This window comes from Candidatus Thorarchaeota archaeon, assembly GCA_013388835.1.
In the GTDB taxonomy this organism is placed as follows: domain Archaea; phylum Asgardarchaeota; class Thorarchaeia; order Thorarchaeales; family Thorarchaeaceae; genus JACAEL01.
Genome location: JACAEL010000071.1, coordinates 50,941 through 70,407 on the forward strand (window position 1 = coordinate 50,941; position 19,467 = coordinate 70,407).

General features: G+C 53.3%; 13 protein-coding genes. 8 read left to right on the forward strand and 5 right to left on the reverse strand.

Translation table 11 applies throughout. The features are described 5' to 3' along the window. Positions 1-36: 36 nt before the first annotated feature. Positions 37-1,368 carry a M20/M25/M40 family metallo-hydrolase gene (locus tag HXY34_11890; protein ID NWF96833.1) on the forward strand — a complete coding sequence of 444 codons (1,332 nt, stop codon included), beginning with the start codon at positions 37-39 and terminating at the stop codon, positions 1,366-1,368. Here the strand turns inward: HXY34_11890 and HXY34_11895 are convergent. After that, on the reverse strand, positions 1,355-4,681 hold the full coding sequence (locus HXY34_11895) for an isoleucine--tRNA ligase (protein ID NWF96834.1): 3,327 nt from the start codon (positions 4,679-4,681) through the stop codon (positions 1,355-1,357). The genes HXY34_11890 and HXY34_11895 overlap by 14 nt on opposite strands. A gap of 156 nt (positions 4,682-4,837) precedes the next feature. Here HXY34_11895 and HXY34_11900 point away from each other — a divergent pair, with 156 nt between their 5' ends. The 4 genes from HXY34_11900 (at position 4,838) to HXY34_11915 (ending at position 9,220) form a co-directional block, all read left to right on the forward strand. Then, the gene (locus HXY34_11900) at positions 4,838-5,509 is read left to right on the forward strand and encodes a hypothetical protein (GenBank protein NWF96835.1); all 672 of its coding nucleotides are present in this window, start codon (positions 4,838-4,840) and stop codon (positions 5,507-5,509) included. Positions 5,510-5,528: 19 nt separating this feature from the next. After that, on the forward strand, positions 5,529-5,843 hold the full coding sequence (locus tag HXY34_11905) for a nucleoside triphosphate pyrophosphohydrolase (GenBank protein NWF96836.1): 315 nt from the start codon (positions 5,529-5,531) through the stop codon (positions 5,841-5,843). Positions 5,844-6,135: 292 nt separating this feature from the next. Beyond that, positions 6,136-7,608: a radical SAM protein gene (locus HXY34_11910; protein NWF96837.1), complete on the forward strand. Its 1,473-nt coding sequence runs from the start codon at positions 6,136-6,138 to the stop codon at positions 7,606-7,608. A 697-nt stretch (positions 7,609-8,305) separates the two neighbouring features. Further along, positions 8,306-9,220: a PhzF family phenazine biosynthesis protein gene (locus HXY34_11915; protein ID NWF96838.1), complete on the forward strand. Its 915-nt coding sequence runs from the start codon at positions 8,306-8,308 to the stop codon at positions 9,218-9,220. A 156-nt stretch (positions 9,221-9,376) separates the two neighbouring features. On the opposite strand, the gene HXY34_11920 is transcribed toward HXY34_11915, so the two are convergent. Beyond that, on the reverse strand, positions 9,377-9,553 hold the full coding sequence (locus HXY34_11920) for a hypothetical protein (GenBank protein ID NWF96839.1): 177 nt from the start codon (positions 9,551-9,553) through the stop codon (positions 9,377-9,379). Positions 9,554-9,626: 73 nt separating this feature from the next. On the opposite strand from HXY34_11920, the gene HXY34_11925 reads away from it, so the two are divergent. Next, a complete protein-coding gene (locus HXY34_11925; protein ID NWF96840.1) occupies positions 9,627-10,709 on the forward strand; it encodes a polyprenyl synthetase family protein in 1,083 nt (360 codons plus the stop codon). Positions 10,710-10,718: 9 nt separating this feature from the next. Here HXY34_11925 and HXY34_11930 read toward each other — a convergent pair whose 3' ends face one another. From HXY34_11930 to HXY34_11940, 3 genes are all read right to left on the reverse strand, one after another. Next, positions 10,719-11,342 carry a hypothetical protein gene (locus HXY34_11930; GenBank protein NWF96841.1) on the reverse strand — a complete coding sequence of 208 codons (624 nt, stop codon included), beginning with the start codon at positions 11,340-11,342 and terminating at the stop codon, positions 10,719-10,721. Positions 11,343-11,519: 177 nt separating this feature from the next. Then, positions 11,520-13,946 (reverse strand): hypothetical protein, encoded by a 2,427-nt coding sequence (locus HXY34_11935; protein NWF96842.1) that lies wholly within the window; start codon positions 13,944-13,946, stop codon positions 11,520-11,522. Between the two features lie 364 nt (positions 13,947-14,310). Beyond that, positions 14,311-15,357, reverse strand: a complete 1,047-nt coding sequence (locus HXY34_11940) for a hypothetical protein (GenBank protein NWF96843.1) — start codon at positions 15,355-15,357, stop codon at positions 14,311-14,313. A gap of 330 nt (positions 15,358-15,687) precedes the next feature. On the opposite strand from HXY34_11940, the gene HXY34_11945 reads away from it, so the two are divergent. Both HXY34_11945 and HXY34_11950 read left to right on the forward strand, forming a co-directional pair. Further along, positions 15,688-17,121, forward strand: a complete 1,434-nt coding sequence (locus HXY34_11945; protein ID NWF96844.1) for an ABC transporter substrate-binding protein — start codon at positions 15,688-15,690, stop codon at positions 17,119-17,121. A 472-nt stretch (positions 17,122-17,593) separates the two neighbouring features. Continuing rightward, complete coding sequence (locus HXY34_11950; protein ID NWF96845.1) at positions 17,594-19,465, forward strand: iron ABC transporter permease; 1,872 nt, start codon at positions 17,594-17,596, stop codon at positions 19,463-19,465. Positions 19,466-19,467 lie beyond the last annotated feature (2 nt).

Genomic DNA, 19,467 nt, shown 5'->3' on the forward strand with positions numbered 1-19,467 from the left:
TCCGTATCACGAATTGACAACCGAGCTGAAACGCGAGTGGAATCGAAGAAGCTGCTGGCTGACCTCGTTGCCTTTGACACCGTTAGCGACCCCGAGAAGAATCGGCGTCCGTCGAGTGAATGCCCCCAATACATCAATTCCCACCTTGATGCGTTGGGAGTCAGGACTGAGTTATTGGAACACGAAGGTGTCTATACTTCTCTGGGTGTGATGGGCACTGGAGGTGACGTGATTCTCTTTCTCACACACTTCGATGTTGTACCCCCGGGAAACGGGTGGGAGAGCGACCCGTTCACCCTTATTGTGAAAGATGACAAGGCATTTGGACGCGGTAGCAGCGATGACAAGGGCAACATAGTGTCTGTGCTCTTGCTTGCAGAGAAACTGGCTGAATCCAAGTTGCCATGCACCGTGCTGTTCGCAGCCACCGGGGATGAAGAAGTAGGCGGAGTGAACGGCGCAGGGTATCTCAGAGAGCACCTTCGCAGTGAGGGTCTCTCTCCACGCTATGTGCTTGTTGCTGACGGCATCCATCAGCAGGTGATATTCAGGCGCCGGAACATACTGCCTGCAACGATAACAGTGCGACCAGTGAAGCAGTACACCACTGGGACAGTGGAACCCGTCCGGTTCAACACTGACACATTCGGTTCTCAGACGCGACACTCGGCATACCTGCGGCTCGGTGTGGACAGACATGCCATGCTTGCCGCCTCGCGGTATCTGGAGTCACATCCGACCTCACTAGTCAAGGACATCCGGGGTGCGTTCATCAAATCAAACGTGGTTCCCGACTGGGTGGAGTTGGACCTCGTTAGCCCTTCCGACTCTGGTGAGCAAGTGGAGTATGACCTCGCTTTGACCGGCCTGATGCGGTCCTTGCTTGCAATCTCCTGCGCGAGCTTTCCGACGAGGCCGTCAGAGAGGGGTACGATCGTTGCCCCGAACCTACTAGGCCTAAAGGACGGGGTCTGGAGGCTATACTGTGACGTCAGAGCAATGACGAATGACGGGGGTGCTGTAAAGCGAGCCATAGAGGGGGCACTGGGCGGTCGTGTTGAAGCAGAATCAGTCCATGTGGACAGCGGTGCGGGCTTCGTCGATTCTGATACACAGTCGTACTTCATGAGAGCTGCAGCACACTCACTGAAGAAGGCCGGACTCCCATGTCAGTTTGTCGAGGGTGGCGGCGCGTCAGACTCTCGGTTCTTTGTCGGCAAAGGTGTCCAGGTCTTTGACTTTGGCCCCGAGGGTGATAACATCCATGGTCCCAACGAGTGGGTCTCTCTGAGTTCGATTGAGAAGAACACGGAGTTCTTCTATGCGCTCACTGAGACGATAGCGTACGACCATCCTAAGGGGAGATAGGTGACATTCCCACCTTCACCTTCAGGTCATCTATCTCCCACTCCTTGACGAACGCATGTTCTTTCCACTTGACTCTTGCATCTGGACCTAGTATGTCTATCTTCGCAGCCCGTGTTTCACCTGCCAGGTACCCACCAACGGACTTGGCCAGCTCTGCCGACTCCGCCTCCGAGAACTGGACAACTAGATCTATCGACTGCTCCACTCTCAGGTTCAGTTCCTTCCGCATAACCTGAACCCTCCTTGTGACGTCCCTGATCAGCCCCTCTGCCTCAAGCTCTCTGGTCCTTGTCATGTCGACATATACCTTGCCTATCTTGCTATGGGCGAGTCCGAGATGGTCTGGCATGGTCTCTTCGAATTCTAGGTCCCCGGGTTCAAGGACTATGTTCTCTCCCCGCACCTCTATTCTTGCGCTACCCTTTTCCAGTTCTCTCCTGAGCGCGGCAGCGTCCCCCTGCTGCAATGTGGCGACTATGTCTTTCATCAGTGACTTGTACTTTGGACCGAGAACCTTGTAGTTTGGCTTCACAATCAGTCTGACGAAGCCTGCCATTACGTCTGTCATGTGTACTTCGAACTCCCGAGTGTTCAGATCGCTCCTTAGCACTTCAGCCAGGCTTCTTGCTCTCGCAGCCACCTCATCAGAGACCGGCACAAGCATGATTCTGGCCACTGGATGTCTGAGCTTCACTCCCTTCTTGTTCCTGGCATTACTGGCAGCACTCCTGAGTTCCTGAAGTACCTCGAATGTGGCCTCCATCTCCTTGTCCAAGAGCTTCTTCTCGACGCGGGGCATGTCCGTCATGTTGATTGACCCGGGCAGTCCGTCCATGAAGCGAGTGAAGAAGTCCCTGTGGAGCTTCTCGGCAAGGAATGGTGTGAACACACTCAACGCCCTTGTGAGCGTCTGAAGAGTGTAGTACATGACATCGTACGCCATTATCTTCCTCGGGTCCTCGCTGTCCAGCCAGACTCGCTTCTTGACCAGAGGTATGTAGACCCTGCTCAGGTCCTCGCTCAAGAAGTCGATCAGTGCTCTGCTGGCTTGGTGGTAGAAGTACTTCCCCATGTGCTCATGATACTCTCCAAGCACAGTCTGAACCCTTGAGAGAAGCCACCGGTCCTCCAAATCGGCCTTGCGAAGCCCCCTTCTCATCCTCTTCTCATCGAATCTGAACTTGTCCAGTTCCATGTATGTCTCGGCGAATAGAAAGACGTTCCACAGGATGTCGAGGTACTTCCTTGTGAACTCGACCTCCTTCGGATCGTAGTTCATGCTGGACCACGGCGTAGACCTGCTCAACATGAAGAGCCGAAACACGTCTGCTCCGACCTTGTCCAGCTCGTCCTTCATCCAGACGACGTTGCCCTTGGACTTGCTCATCTTCCCGCCCTTTTCATCAAGCACGTGACCTTGACTCACGCAGGTCTTGAATGGATAGCTGTCGTGCATGACAGTTGATGTGTACAGGAGACTGTAGAACCAGCCACGAGACTGGTCCACTCCCTCAGTTATGAAGTCGTAGGGGAACAGTGTCTTGAAGAGACTGGGGTCTCTGAGATAGTCGACACTCGCCGTGTGTGCCATTCCCGAGTCCAACCAGCAGTCGGTGACGAACGGCTCACGCAGCATACGACCTCCGCACTTCTCGCACTTGAGCACGACCGCGTCGACCCAAGGGCGATGCAGCTCAAAATCCTTTGGGAGTCTGCCCGCACGCTTCTTCAGTTCGTCTCTTGAACCAATCACAACCTCGTGTTTGCATTTCTCGCAGACCCATACGGGCAATGGTGTGCCCCATATTCGCGAGCGCGATATGCACCAGTCGTCCGCATTGGCCAGCCAGTCACCGAATCTTCCGGTTCCTGCCCACTCAGGGGTCCACTGGATCTGGTTATTCTTCTCGACCAGACGGTCTCTCACGCCTATCATCTTGAGGAACCACTGCGACGAGTCTGCAAGGTAGATGAGCGGTGTGTCACACCTCCAACAGTGCGGATACTCGTGTTCTATTGTTTCCTCGTGCACAAGGAGACCCCTCTCCCGTAGCATCTTAGGGACGTCCTTATTCACATCGAACACATACTTCCCTTGGAAGAGCGGTACTTCTTCCGTGAATCTCCCTGTCTTGGTGACCGGGCAGAAGACCGGGACCCCATACTTGACACCCACCTCGAAGTCGTCAGGGCCGAACCCGGGCGCCGTGTGGACGAGTCCTGTGCCATCCTCGACGGTGACGTGTTCGCCCACAACCACCGCGTGCATATACCCTTCTGTGTGTTCGCTGTGGAAAGGCACCTCTGCTTTGAACGGATGCTCATACTTCCATCCGAGCATCTCCTCTCCTCGGCATGAATCAACGATGCTGAACTTCTCCACACCTGCCTTCTGCATGACCGTTCCGACTAGGTTCTCAACAAGCCACCAGTGCTCGATGCCAACCTTCACTCTCACATACGTGAAGTCAGGATGGACCGAGACCATCTCATTAGAAAGGAGTGTGAAGGGTGTGGTGGTCCATACTACAAGGTACTCGTTCTCGCGCCCGTACAACGGAAACTTGACGTAGATGGACGGGTCGACCTTGGTGGCATAGCCCTGAGAGACTTCATGACCAGAGACCGCCGTCACACAGCGCGGGCAAGAGGGATTCACTCTGTATCCTCTGCCGAGAAGTCCCTTCTCGCTTGCCATCTTCAGAAAGTGCCACACATGCTCTATGTAGTCATCTCTTCTGGTCTGGTAGGCCGTTTCGAAGTCCAGCCACAGTCCGAGTCTCACAGAGTCTCGCACCCATCCAGCCAAGTAGTAGTCGACAAGTTCCTTGCACTTCTTGACAAACACGTCCATGCCCAGTGTCTTCTCTATGTCCCCCTTGTCAGCGATGCCCTGACTACGCTCGACCTCAAGCTCCACAGGTAGCCCTTGCATGTCCCAGCCACCTCGCCTCCAGACATTGTAGCCCATCATGGTCATGTACCTGATTTGAGCATCTTTCATGGCTCTGCCGCGAGCGTGACCAGCATGCATGAATCCGTTTGTTGTAGGGGGTCCCTCAAGGAAGCTCCACTTCGGACCGGATAACCTAGACTCTACAGTCTTCTGACAAGTGCAGTCCTTCTCCCAGAACTGCAGGACTTCCTTCTCTATGGCTACAGGGTCGTACCGTTTCGGCAATGGGCTCATTATGGTCTCCTCTTGTTGGTCATCAGTCTTTGAGAACAGAGCGGCTATCATGTTTGTCATCAGGAGAGTGCACTGGATCAGTCTTCGCAGACTTGCGACCAGACTTGCTGGATGATTTGGCAATCCATCCTTTTCTCACCTGATTGGCTTGGGGTGGTCACTCACCTAAACCTGTTAAAAACCTTAGGCTAAGTCTTCTTGACCCACCTGTTGGATGGGCGAGTGTATGCGCTGAAGACTTAATTACGTGGAACGCAATGGTGATGCTGTGTGGTTACTATGAGCGCTCTGGAGAATCGGACACTTGACAAGCTGTTCGACATGGTCCTGAATGTGCTGTGGCAGGACCGTCTAGAACTCTGGACTGCAGTGAGAAAGAAGATGGACACTGAGGGCGTAGAGTCTGCCAAGACTGCGTTCAGAGGAGCGTTGAGTCGATTCATGGGCGGCCCTCTGAAGGACCAGATTGACGTGAGGTGGGGTATGCGCCTATGTATGCACTGCAATGATGAGAACATCGAGAAGAACGGGATTGCCTACGTCACTCCGTCGGGCGACGGTTTGGAGTTCAATCAGTGTCTTAACTGTAGGATAGGTATGGTCTACAAGGTTGTTGCTGCAAACGCACACCTTGACACGTATACAATAGCCCTAGGTCAGCCCAAGCAGTTCAACGGCTTCTCCTTCTACTGGGACGCGATTGTACCTGATTCACTACGCTACAAGCTCCCTCTCTACGAGGTGATTCGAGATGGTCAGTGGATTGGGACAGTCAGTATTGACAAGTCACTCAAACCATCACTGCTTCGGTTTGAGGACATGAAGCACGGGGTCGATCGAGGCGACAGGAGTGTCTGGACCGAGGCATTGCCAGCAGACCTCCTTGCGGGCGTCCAGTCCTTCATCGAAGTGGCTCGGAACCATCTAGACGTGGCGCTGGCCATCTCGTAGCCAAGGAGGCAGGGACCTCTTGGCAAGAGAAAAACTGGTGCGCGACCGCATACCGGACCTGATTCGAAGCAGCGGACAGACTCCCGTTGTGCGGACTGCACTTAAGGAGGAGCTTGACCATCTGCTTCGTCTGAAGGTACTTGAGGAGGCGGAGGAGCTCTTTTCATCCGGGTCGAACGAGGAACTCGCAGACATAGTTGAGGCAGTACTCCAGTTGGCCAAGACGCGGGGGATATCACGAGAACAACTCGACCTCATCGTGGCAAAAAAGCGAGCCGATCGTGGGGGGTTTGAGATGGGTTATGTTCTCACTCTCCCCACTGAGGAGGACTAGGAATCCCTCCTTTCATACTCTGAAACATCTGACAACGGTTATATACTCCCTCCTCAGGCTCAGAGTCAGAATACCACTCGCTTCAGTGGTGGTACTACAATTCCTGGAGAGTCATCTAATGGAACCAGAAGTCAAGAAGGTGCCCGAGGTGCCACCCACCCATGTCACAGGTGGGCATGACATCAAGAGGTACCATGTCGAGAAGTATCCCCCGCGAACCCTACCACACAAGACTCAGTCGATTTGCCCAGAGTGTTTCCTGACGGACGACAAGGTGGTCGTCATCGATGCGATGCTATACGAGGAAGATGGCAAGGTCATGTACAAGAAGACATGTGAGAAACACGGGGAGTTCATCGATGTCTACTGGGGCGATGCCGAGATGTACAGGCGTGCCTCGACATACTGGTACAAGTCCGTGGGGCTTGACAATCCGCGGACCCAGACAGTCCTTGGCTGCCCACAAGACTGCGGGCAGTGTCCCGAACACAAGTCCCATACCGCACTTGCTCTTCTTGACGTCACCAACAGGTGTAACCTTCGCTGCCCAATCTGTTTCGCACAGGCAGCTGAGTCGGGTAGTGTGTATGAACCGACACCGGAAGAAGTGCTTGAGATGATGAAGAATCTCAGGAGTAACATGCCGGTTCCGGCCCCGGCCATTCAGTTTGCGGGCGGTGAGCCGACAGTCAGCAAGCACATTCTCCAGTACATCCGATGGGCAAAGCAGCTTGGTTTCAGACATGTACAGATAGCGAGCAATGCCATCCGTGTGGCCAAGAGCTTGGAGTTCGCCCGTCAGTTGAAAGAGGCTGGCCTGTCAACAATATACATGCAGTTTGATGGTGTGACGCCAGAACCATATCTGACAGCACGCGGTGTTGATCTCTTTCCAATCAAGCAGCAAGCCATCAAGAACTGCAGGGAGGTCGGACTGGACTCACTCGTCCTGGTTCCAACTGTCGTGAGAGGAGTCAACGACGATCAGCTGGGTAGGATAATCGAGTTTGCAGTACAGAACCGCGATGTCATACGCTGCGTCAACTTCCAGCCTGTGAGCATAACTGGCCGTATTGACCATGATGCACGCCACAGGATGCGCATCACCATTCCGGATGCAATACACAAGATCGAGGAACAGACTGGCGGAAGAATACCCGCTTCGGAATGGTATCCTGTTCCAGCGATGATGCCCGTCGGAAGGGCTCTCGGACTCATGAAGGGTACTCCTCAGCTGGAACTGAGTTCACACTTCGCCTGCGGAATGTCGACCTTCCTCTATGTCGATGAGGATGGTAGCTATGAGCCAATTACCAAGCTCATAGATGTCGAGAAGTTCCTTGAGTTGCTTGTGGAGATCTCCGAGCTGTTTGTCCAGGGCAAGAGAGGAGCGAGCGCAAGGGCGAAGGCCAAGCTGGCGGGAGGTGCTCGCCACATAAAGCGCAAGGGCCTGATAAAGGACCTAGTCAGCGCCTTCCTCAACCGCGGCGATTACGAGTCGCTCTCAAAGTTCATGGAACGCGTAATCATGGTGGGCATGATGCACTTCCAAGACCCGTACAACTTCGACTTGGAACGAGTTCAGCACTGTGACATAAACTATGCAGTGCCAGATGGGCGAATCATCCCGTTCTGCACGATGAACACAATCCACAGACCACTGATTGAGAAGAAGTTAGCAAAGTCCATCGATCAGTGGCGAAAGGGTCACAAGCCCGATCAAGTCGAGGAGGACAGCATCGTCAGACCCTTCCAAGGTTCGTAACCATTGCCTAGAAGTCGGACATCGACAGGCACATGCCACAAGATGGTCATGAGCCCCGGGTAGCTGCACTGAGTCAGAACTCAATTGGCTCCTTCAGGCAGCTTCAAGGAGTAATCTCAGTGCAGGCCCCTGGGAGTACAGGCCCCTGGGAGTAGCAGGCCTCCTCTGCTAGACTGTGTGCATCTAGGAATGGACGACCAGTAGACAGGCATCATTCGAAGGGCTATCCCTGTCCGGGAGATCGTTCGACAAGTCCTACCTTTGATGCCCCTTATTGTCGAACTTGCAGCCGTACTAGGAAAAGTCCAAAGTAGAAACCTTAAATAGCAGCTGTGAGGATGCATATACACCCAACGGCATGTAAGAACCAAGACAGTCTGATAGCAAAGGCGGGTGCGTGGGCTAGTTTTTCGTTACATGCCCTCAATTACGAAACTCCCCCCTCCTACCACGATTACCCACACACCCGCCACCTCATTGTTCTGTGTGATTGTCCTGCAGTCAGAGAGCCCTAATCAACAGAATCCACTCTCGCCAATGTGGCAGACTGATAGTTGAATCAAGTCTATGAAGAAACGGCATGCCCGGAGAATATGCTTTCTATGGAGTCGCTGTAGTAGCATGAGTGCCAGAACCGCACCTAGGTCATGTAGCATGGTTAATTAGCCGGTTGTGGAATTCCTGTCGAGTGTGTTCAATGAAGCGGAGTTCAGAGATACCGGTTCTTCAGGTTGACGCATACACAGACGTCCCATATGGTGGAAATCCTGCTGTAGTTGTGCTTCGGGCTGACCGTCTCGATGAGAAGATGACCGAGCGGGTGAGCCGTGAGATGGCCGTTGCGCAGACGGTGTTTGTGTACCCGTCCAAGAAGGCTGATATGCGACTGAGGTTCATGACCCCTCGTGGCGAGATGGCTTTCTCGGGTCATCTTGTGACCGCGGCTCTCGCAGCGCTCCTAGACACCGGTGACATAGAGGCTGTGGCCGATGTGAGCATGTTCACCGCCGAAACCGCATCTGGCATTGTCCAAGTGGAAGTCGTGAAGAACGAGAGCACCGGCATGCATGAGATCCAGATTTCTCGTGAGAGTCCCAAGTTCATGAACACATATGACCCAAAGGAGTATGCTGAGGCGCTAGGTCTGAACCTCGCAGACATAATGACGCAGGGCCCCATCCAGACTGTGAGCACAGGTATTCCTCAGGTCATGATTCCCGTGAGGACCATAAAGGCACTCGAGCGCGTCCATCCGAACTGGGACCGTCTCGACGCTCTCCAGAAAGAGTCTGACTGGCTCTCCATGCAGTTGTTCACGAGAGAGACTCTTGAACCCACTTCAGATGTGCACGTCCGCCACTTTGCCCCCGCGCTTGGGATTCCCGAGGACCCTGTCACAGGCTCTGGTGCAGCGAGCATGGGGAGCTACATGATAAAGTACGGTCTGTTCGAACCCACCATACCTGTCACTAGTATTGTTGTTGAACAGGGGCACTTCATGAAGCGACCGGGGAAGCTCTTCATAGAGGTTCAAGGCGATGCAACTGATATTAGGCTCGTGAAGGTGAGCGGGACCTGTGTGATTGTCATGCGTGGACTACTACTGATATAGGTCTTCGACTCTGATGACACTCTACAGCACCTATGTCAAGCATCCAGTCACCTGCCCGAGCCGTGACCAGGCATAGTGGACACTGTGAGCATGGCGATTGATAGGGGTCGTCGTTCCGATGCTGCGTCTTGCAGACATGAGGCAGGAGCTGCATGGTTAGACATGAATCATGGTGACGAATGGCAATATGAGAATCCTCTCACACGCCAGTAGTGTCGATGCAGCGGCGAATGTTGCCACGACTCTTGTGGCGTCTACTTCATCGAACCGCAGGCAGTTGTGGCTTCTTCTCTTTCCGGGCTCTATGGTGAGCTTCGCCAATTCGTGAACCAATGTTCGACACAATGAGAAATGCCTAAATAGGCCGCAATATGCCCGGACGTCACAGATGGAGTGAGGTCTGCACTTGTCGAACTTCGAGGAAACAATGAAAGCCGAGCTGAATACGGTGAACCAAGCACTCGCCGAGTACATGGACCTGAAGGTCAAGCAGGGTCAGCAGCTTGGGCTGATACACGAACACTACTACCGCAGTGTCACCGAGTACCTCACTCGGGGGGGCAAGCGACTACGCCCTCTTTTAGTGGTCACTGGCTATAAGGCTGTCAGCGAACAGGTGAAGCTCAAGCATCTCTACAGAGCATCATGTGCCCTCGAACTGCTCCATAACGGGTCGCTTCTACACGATGATCTGATAGACCATGATGAAACCAGACGCGGAGGACCCACGATGCATGCTCTCTACAGGGAGTGGTACAAGAAGAACAGGCGATCTGACGAGGAACGAGCCAGAGACTTTGGTGCGGCGATGGCAATCCTCGGTGGTGATATACTCCTGAACATGGGCTGTCAGATAATAACCGACTCCAACCTTGACCCAGAGACTGCCACTGCGTGTTTCAAGTACTATCAGGACGCATACCAGCAGCTTGCTGATGGCGTCATGTTGGAGATGGTGATGATTCAAGACCCGAATGCCTCACCAGACATGTACTTGACAATGGTTCGCCTGAAGACGGCTGTGCTGTTTGAGAAGTCTCTCCTCATGGGTGCGACTATGGCCAGAGCATCCGCATCACAGCTCTCCGCTCTTGGTACGTTTGGTGTAAAGGTCGGTCAAGCGTTTCAGATGCAGGATGATATACTTGGTTCGTTCGGAGATGAGCGAGTGACAGGCAAGTCGGCTGATGGGGACATTCGCGAGGGCAAGAAGACGATGCTTGTCATACAGGCGTATGCTCTCGGCTCAGAAGCCCACAGAAAGACACTGGAGTCGCTGCTCGGTAAGCAAAACATGACTGCGGATGAGGTTGCGACGGTTCGCAAGGTGTTCAAGGAATCGGGCGCCCTAGATGCTGCGACGAGAATCATGAAGCAGCTTCTCGCCGAAGGAAAGGCCGCTCTAGACAGCGCCAAACCACCACTGAACCCCAAGGGCAAGCAGTTCCTAGTTGATCTTGCCGACTTCTTGATAGAGAGAGCATACTAGGCGAGCGCATCATCCGGTCTCGATGAGACGAAGCGAGAGGAGAATCATGTCCTCCCCCTTAGCGTCGAGTAGGTGTTCCATCTCCCGCTTCAGAGATGGTGCTTGAGTGTTGAGATACTCCTCCAGCTCTCTCCGGGACGCTGTCAGAGCCTTTCTCATGTTCTCCACATGCTTCAGCATCAGTCGAAGTGAAGCTTCATCCGTTGGCTTCCCCGCGAAGAGCTTGGCTCTCATCGTACGGAGTATGTCCTCCGCAATGGCCTTTGACTCGCTTACTACGCGGTCTCCCGTCCTCCCAGGAATCTCATAGCCCGCCACAAATGCGCGCTGCGCCTCTTCCAGCTGCCTGATCTTGCGTGGGATTAACACATCCTCAATCCGGTCTTCTACCACAAGCCTCTTCCAAGCCCTGTTTCCGTGAAGTTCCAGTGGGGCCACGTATCCCTTGGCTTGCATCCTTGCTAGGAGTTTCCTGAACCCCTCTAGTGTGGTCAGTGAGTGTCTGCTTGATATGTGCAGAAACTTCTGGAATAGTGTCGCTTCGAACTCCACTATTGCTGTTCCAAAGGATGACAGTGCGCTTCTCTCGAGCAGGCTGTCATCAATGTCCTGTGGTTCCGGTGATGCAGACAACCGCACACCCCGCTGAATTCCTAAGTACTAGTAGTACTATAACGCATATAGAGATTTGCAGAACGGCATACTGCACCATTTAGCGAACAATCTTAGCAATTATCGGTAACTAACACTCGTGCGCCGATGAAGTGACATGCCCGAGGCAGTGTTCATCATGTGCTGCCGCTGTACGATCTAGACTACTCCTCTTCGCTTGAGGACCACTACAAGTGCGACAACTGCTATCAACACGCCCACTCCGACAGAGAGAGTCATCGGATCAAGTACCACACCCCCTGTTTCGGAAACGATTTCAACTACGCGTGTGCGCAAGTTGTATGTGTGATTGGCATCGTCAACAATGACCACACGGAACGTCACGTTCGTAGAAGAGGTGTACGGTCCGAGCGTCTTCTCGTAGGTGGTCCAGCCAACACTCATGGCCACGCTCTTCTCGCCTGAACCATCATCATAGACGAGGTTGACTGCAGATATCCTCCCGCGTGAGAGTGCATCAGTGTGATATGTGATGGTTATGCTGTTTCCAGAGGCCGCCGGGTTTATCTTGTGGGTGACATTGTCAATGACTCCGGTATGAGTGAGAAGAACGGGCGACAGATATGACGTCAGATTGATCGAAACGATGTTCAGCCAGTACTCAACAAACCCACCATCATCAGATGTGCCCGTGCGCGTGTAGGTTTCAGAGTTGTTTGCGCCAGCGACAACAGTCTGAGTGACCGTATCAACAGTGAGCGAGTGCAGCGCGCACATGGACGTGTTCATCGAGATGGGATAGGTATGGTTGTTCCTGATCCTAAAGAGAAGTGGGAATTGAGTATTGGGCTCCACATAGACAGCTGCGTCCATCTGGATATCAATGCCTAGAGCCTCTTCGGAAGTCGCATTGATGGCGAGTCTCGATGCACGGGACGGGTTCCAGCTGTCGAGAGCGACGCTGGCAGCTTGAAGGTAAGCTTCGGAAAGGCCTATACTCGTCGTGGAGCTAATCGCAGCAATTGTGTCCTGTGCAGTCTCAAGCTGGGTCTCCGCCAGTGACATCAATTCCAGATAACGGTTCACCCACACCGCTTGGCCGAATACCATGTTGTTTACCCGGTCAAGGATTACGAGTCTTCGGTTCAAAATGGCATCTACAAGGTCCGCATCAGCAATCTGCCCGTTTGGTCCGGAGGGGTTCTGTACGAATACAGCATTCAGCACCTGACCGACGAACGATGCGGAGTGGCCGTCACTGGCGCCAACAAAGTTCTTGAAATAGGCTGCTTCCCCACCGTAGAAGTATCCTGTGTTTACGATTTCAACTGCATCGTAACCATAATCGTCGAAGCGCTCGTAAGTGTCAGCATAAGAAGCGTCGATTGTGGGATGGCAAAGGATGGCGATGGCACCCTGTCCATGTGCTTGGTCCACTGCTTCTTGTTGACTGGACGTCCATATGTTCTCCGTCAGAGGGAATGCGACAGTGTGATGGACCGAAGACAGTTCCGCCCCAACAACTATGTGCACATCTAGGCCATGTGGTTGCGCGATGTCACGGACCGCCATCGCTCCTGTCACTCCTTCTATCGGCGTAGGATTCTTGTGTGCGTGGTCTGTGATGACCATGAAGTCAAGTCCCTTGTTCAGTCCAGCTGCAAGCATGCTCTCAGGAGTGTCAGCTCCATCACTATGTGTGGTATGATCATGAATTAGTCCAACAAACATGCTGTATTCCTGTAGTTCTGTTGTGCCTAGGCTTGGGCCTGTGCCCGCTCTCACGGCAGCGAGTTCGGGAATGACCGCGGTCCTCTGTGTGTTGTGCGCGACCCAGTCAATGACATTGAGACTGAACTGGAAGTGTGAATCTCCATGCCCGTATGACCTCTGGCGATACACGTAGAATGGCCCCGGAGCTCCGGAGAATACGACTCTTCCCGCCCCGGCCTCTGCAATCGCCACAATGCTCTTCCCATCCTTGGTGACCACAGTAGTGGCATTGCCCGTGACCTCCAGAGAGCAACCAAAGAGCTGGTCGCCCTGAATAAGAAGATCTGTGACTCCGACAGTCAGACTGTGTGCGACAAACGAACTGGTAGTGTCGCGTGTCTTGTCCTCGTTGAAGATCACCCCATAATCCTCGGAGATGGGGTTCAGGTTCTTGCCTGAGAATCCCCACCAGTTGTCGCTGTCTGCACCGACCAGTACAAGCCCGCCTCCATTTCTTACGAACGCATGGACCGCCTCTACCTCAGAGGCGGTGAGTGCAATCATGGGGAAGAAAATGACCAGGATGTCATATCCGGTCAGTACTCCCGAATCGAGTGCTTGGTCAAAGTTGGTTGAGGAGTTGTAACCATTGACACCGAGCATCCACCCAAAAAGTGACGCGTTTCCCGGTGCCCACAGGCTGCTCCCGTTCGCAGTGTGCGCCTCGTCAAACAGCACGTTCTTGGAAAGAAGACCGTCTGCAGTAGCCATGCTGCCTGTGTCAGCAGGATGGCTCATGTTGACAAAAGGACTCGATGTCATGATGAGAAGCAGAATGACTAGGTCAAGTACCGGGTGTTTCAATGATGGAACCTCTTCGGAGATGGTACAGCCTAGTATTGGGTGTGGCAAGACATAAGCCTTCTTCCAAGTGCAGGACGAAAGAGCGCGACATGCTGAATGAGACGAAAGAGGGCGTGTGACAGCGGCCGTAAGGTTGGACACTCACGGGATTGGCCAAGTACTCCTGCACGGAGTGTGTATGAGTGAGACTCCAGGCCTTCACACCGGTCTACCGAGCCATGCGAAGGTTGTAGACGCTCACCACTAGGCGTCCAAGACCTGCTGAAAGAACGCTCACAAGGCTCTCAGCGCCATCTCGATTAGAACAGAAAAATAAGACCGGTCCCCATCCAAGCGTCGGGGGCCGGGCAAGTCATGTGTGACTCCTAGAGCCAGACTGATTGGTACTCGGTCTGGACTCGCAAAGTGCCATCTACTTCTTCTTCATCAACGCAACGATGATGACTATTACGACCACCGCGCCAACACCTATCCCAACGTATAGTAATGTCATGTCGACGGGTGGATTGGTGGCATACTTCAGACCAAAGTCAATCGTTTGGAGTACCAGATAGTAGCCGTCCAGAGTGACACCGTAGTATTGATGAGAATACATTGGTTGGTAGTCACCGTATGGTGAAGCTCCTGAGACCACTATCACCCCATTGCCGCTCGAACCTGCGTTGATTTCAATGGTCATGGCGACAAATGCCCCTTTTGCACCCGCTGTATGGGCGTAGGGATTGAGTGTGTCACTGTCCACAATGGTCGCATTGCCACCATAGTACAGCAACGGGTAGACATTCGGAATGTTGACCGTTTCTAGTGCTACGGGTGCGACATTTTCGCCGGGATTGGCGCTATTGCTGCCGTACAAGAGTGTGGGACCATGCATCAGCACCTTCGTGACATTGTGCACGATGCTCGCGACAAAGGCATTTGTGCTCGTGCCGTTGGCCACAGGCCTGTATGCTGCTGCGCAATTTGAAATCGGGTCTTGGACTGCAGTCGGCTCTCCATAGACGTGGGACTTGACAGCCTCGAGGATTGCTGTCATGTTATCGTTGATAAACTGGCCGTCATTCGCACCACCGTGGTAGTCCGAGTCGTATGCAACCCAAATGAACTTGTTACCAGTCGCAAACCAAGCCGCTATGGCATCCCTCTCTGCTTGGAGATAGCCTGAAGTCGCCCCGTATATGGACGTCAGCACAAGTCCGTCAAGGTCTGACAGAAATGTCGAGTTGATGCCTCCCTTGGCCCAGACGGTCTCATATCCGAGCCTAGTCAGGTTCGCGCTCAGCAGGTTGTCAAGCGGTGCGATACCCGCCTTGTACTCGCCATGCGAATACGAGAACCCAATCTTTAGAGGTTCTGGGGTCTGTGCTGCTGCTGGTGGCGGACCAATCAGGATTGGAATGAAGAGAGCTGCAAGCAATGCTAACGATGCAATTCTCTTCACTTGAAGTTTGGAATCCATTGTTCTAATCCTCCGTATGGTCTTCAAGGTCGAAGACAATACTCGTGCTGGTTCGTATGATAAAACCTTTTCGAGATGCACTCGGACAACTTCACTTGACCTCTTCCACGAACATGAAACGACTAGGAGTATCCACATCCTTCTTGTGGGCAACCTTTGGGCCTCCTAAGGCGTGCCTGTTGTGAATGAGAACCGCAAGAGACCCGCGGGAAACGGATTGGATTGCACGACGCTGGACATAGTGCCGCTGTTGAAAAGGCTTAATTACTCTGGTCTGACTAGTCCATGCTTGTAACCTCCAGAAAGGAGTCAATCCAACGAGGATTCAACATGAGCGAGTTTGAGTCTGCTGCCAACACCAAGAAGATTGTGCTTGGTGTGGTCGTTCTTGCTGTCGTAATTGGTGGCACTGTCATCGGCATGTCCCTTATCGGTGGCGGTCCCACTGGACCCCCCGGAAAGGCACTGACCATTCTTACGAGACATGATGTGTCAATCCAATCCGTCTTCCGAAGTGCATTCCTGAACAGCGACTTTGCCAAGGCGAATCACATCACGGAGATCACATGGAAGACGTCCACTGGGGAGTTCTGGGACGAGCTAATCGCGGCTGGTGGCATTGATGTGTGTTGGGGTGGCGGTCCCACGCTGTTCGACCAGCTGCTCAGAGACGGCCGCCTTGCCCCTCTCACCAGTCCTCTCATGACTGCTGCTCTCGCAAGGGTCAACAACACATTGGCTGGTGCAGACATGAAGCGCAACAACACCCTTGGTCAGACAATGTGGGTGGCAGCAGCCATCTCATCGTTTGGATTCATCGTGAATCATGCGTTCTTGGATGAGTATCAATTGCCAGTACCCCACAAGTGGACCGACCTTGCAAATGCCACATATGGAAAACTACTGCCCACAATCCCGACGTTGGCGATGGGTAATGCGCCGGGTACCACATCCAACACACGAATCTACGAGATCATAACACAGGCTCTTGGATGGGATGATGGTTGGATTACCATGGCGCGCATGGCAGGGAGTGCTCGCATATACCCCGGGTCTGTTGAAACCCAGACCGCTGCAGAGACAGGGCAAGTTGGCGTTGCAATGGCGATTGACTTCTACGGCTACCTGAGCCAATCAAAGAACCCCGACTGCGAGTACATCATCCCGCAGGGACAGACGATTGTAAATGGAGACCCGATTGCCATTCCCTTCAATGCTCCCAACATGACTCTGTCAGAAGGGTTCTTGGACTGGATGTTTATGCCGGAGACACAAGCACTGTGGCTGAACCCCAATATCATGCGGATGCCCGTAATGAGAGAGGCATTTGACACTCCATATGGCTCGACGAAGACTACTCTCTATGCGACCTTCAACCAGACTGTTCAGAACACTGGCATAGACTTCAATGATACCCTCTCTGTCCTGACGAATACTGCCTTCACGAAGTATTTCGAAGCTGTATTCACCGACGCGCATAACGAGCTAGTCTCCTGCTGGGACCTGATGGTGGATGCTCTTCTTGCCGGTCATATTTCAGAGGCTGAGTTCAACAGCTTCGCCATTCAGATGGGAACTCCAGTAACAATCGTAGACCCAAAGTCATCGCTTTCAAGAAAGTTTACGGTCCAGTATGCGATTGACATGAACAGTGACATGATTTCTGACCCGACTTATGCAGAACAGGTACAGAATCTGTGGACGACAGCAGCGAAGGCTCAGTATGCCGCAGTCTATGCAGCCGTTGACGCGCTTGTACCATAGTGTTCATTCCACATCAAGCCCGCTAGAGTTTCGCGGTTGCGTAAGCAAGACGAGCCTTGCCCGTGTGGCAGGGCTCACCGCACCACCTTAGGTCACAGGTCCGGACAACCGATGGCATGCCGAGTCTGTTGACTGTAACGTTGCAGACTGACAGTCAAATTCGAAGAAGGCTACGGATACCTATAATAGACAGGCTGCGAACAGGGCTTCAGCGTCCTGCCCTGTTATGCCGTCAGAGCTACGTACGCCTTCGCAGTAGGTGCGAGTCCAGTACTCAGACGTCCCCACACGGCAGTTCGTGAGGCGAACCTGACAGATGCGCGAGAAGCAGCCCGCTGATGAGCCAGAACTTGAGTCGGCACGCCCGTTGGACCAGCTGCTCTCGGGACTTCGGAGGCTTCCAGCTTCTGTAAGGTCCCGAATGAAGCGACTACGTACTTCAGTAGTGTCGCACTCTTCGTGGCATCATCGGGTGAAACGCCTTCTGAGGAACCCCCGGAGTTCGATTGCCGAATCCATATCGAAGATGCGACGCGAGTTGGACTCTTTGTCGTGGTTTCAGATAGCTGCAGTACTCACGGTGTTCATGCTGTTCCTTGTTCTGCCTCTGCTGAGCGTCTTCTTCATGGCCTTCTACGACACAACCACGGGCCTGCCTTCACTCGTGAACTTTGTGACTCTGTTCAGGGACACCAACTTCTGGCCTTGGCAGTACGACCCTGAAACCGGTTGGACTAGTTACGTAGACCTGACCACAGTCACATCCGGCGGGGATCTAGTCGTTCTTCAGGGGTGGGACTTCGGCGCGGTTCTGAACTCCATCTATGTGGCTGTCATAGTGACTGCCTTCTCAGTCCTGCTAGGCGTCTTCTTTGCTTTCGTGATTGCAAGGTACGACTTTCCCGGCAAGTCGGTTGTCCGAACACTGTTGATATTCCCAATTCTGGCCACTCCGTTCATAGGCGCCATTGGCATTGAACGTTTCATGGGTCGTGCAGGCTTCTTCAACAATCTCTTCTATACAACGCTTCAGTGGATTCCCTTTAGATTCGAACTTAGAGGGCTGGCTGCAATAGTGTTTGTGCAGAGCCTTTCGCTGTTCTCACTGGTATACCTCAATGCGTACTCCTCGTTTGTGGGGATTGACCCGTCACTTGAAGAGCAGGCTGAGAACTTGGGCGCCACTGGCTTCACTCTATTCAGGAAGGTGACTCTCCCGTTGGCCATGCCCGGTATCCAGGCCGGTGCGATACTGACCTTCATCTTGAGCATTGAAGACCTAGGGACTCCACTAGTGTACTCCGAAGACCAGCAGGCCCAGAAGACCATGGCCTATCAGGTCTATCAGAGCATTATCAGCAGGCAGTCCGGTGTCATACCTCCTGCAGGTCCGGCCGTCGGAATGATACTACTTGTCTTTGCCCTTCTTGGTTTCCTCGCCATCCGTCGATATGCGTCCCTCCGGTCATACGCCTCGGGTTCCAAAGGCGGCCAGTGGAATCCTCGTACAAGAAGACTGAGCGCCGGGACATCTCTTGTTCTGTATTCGCTCATGATTCCGCTTCTCTTTCTCGCCCTAATCCCGAAAATCGCTGTCATCATCCTTTCCTTTGCTCGTACCTGGTCTACAGACTCCGTCCTACCTGACAGCTGGACGCTGGACAACTATTCTGTGCTGTGGCAGTATGACAATGTTGCAAACTCGATAAACCTCACTCTAATCTACGGTGTGATAGCAACCATCATCATAGTGTTTCTCGGAGTCAGCGCGGCATACCTCATCGCACGACGCGACATACCATTCAAGACTGGGCTTGACCTATTGGTCACATCGCCGATTGCACTGCCCGGCATAGTGATTGCGACAGGTTACTTCACTCTGTTCTACAACACTCCATTGCTCCCTCAGAATCACCCTGCCTTCCTGATAACAATGTCTTATGCAGTAAGGAAGTTCCCATTCACGGTGAGAGCTGCGTATGCGGGCCTGCAGTCGACTCCCGTGGCGCTGGAAGAGGCCTCCATGAGCGTAGGCGCCAGCAAGCAACAGACCTTCACCAAGATTGTGCTGCCGCTGATTGGAGTGAGTGTATTGGCTGGTGCCCTTCTCTCATTTGTCTACTCGGTCAGTGAGGTCAGTACCAGCCTGATTCTAGGAAGTATCGGTCACGCTGAGGCTCCGATGACCTTCTGGACCAATGAGATTCTGAACGCCACTGGGCAGTATGGTGGTTACTTCAACGCAGCCTGTCTGGGCGTGCTCATGATGATTCTCCAGATGATTGTCATTACGGTGACAAACAGGATACTTGGAGCTAGGTCTTCTGCAATGACTGGGATATGAGG